This window comes from Burkholderia cepacia (genome assembly GCF_001039005.1).
In the GTDB taxonomy this organism is placed as follows: domain Bacteria; phylum Pseudomonadota; class Gammaproteobacteria; order Burkholderiales; family Burkholderiaceae; genus Burkholderia; species Burkholderia theae.
Genome location: NZ_LDWR01000163.1, coordinates 1 through 219, shown reverse-complemented (window position 1 = coordinate 219; position 219 = coordinate 1). Strand labels below are relative to the sequence as shown.

The 219-nt window shown below is 58.4% G+C and carries 1 protein-coding gene; it reads right to left on the bottom strand.

Going from position 1 to position 219, the window contains the following annotated elements; translation table 11 throughout:
* Positions 1 to 166 (bottom strand): transposase (locus VL15_RS41590; RefSeq protein WP_155420433.1); only part of this gene is annotated, 166 nt, incomplete at its 3' end.
* Positions 167 to 219: the final 53 nt, after the last annotated feature.

The following is a 219-nucleotide window of genomic DNA, read 5'->3' as shown; positions in this document are numbered from 1 at the left end:
CATCGCGCTGATCACGGCACCAGTTCCCCAGTGTCGCCACCGGCACGCCCAGCCTGCGAGCCGCCTCATGCTGACCGACGCTCTCAGCCAGCCGCACCGCCTCTACCTTGAATTCCTTCGTGTACTGCCGTCTCGGTACCACGTTCTCTGCCATGCTCTTCTCCATACAGACAAAAAGTTATCAAACTTCTTGCTGTACGTGGATTCAGGGCAGGGTCA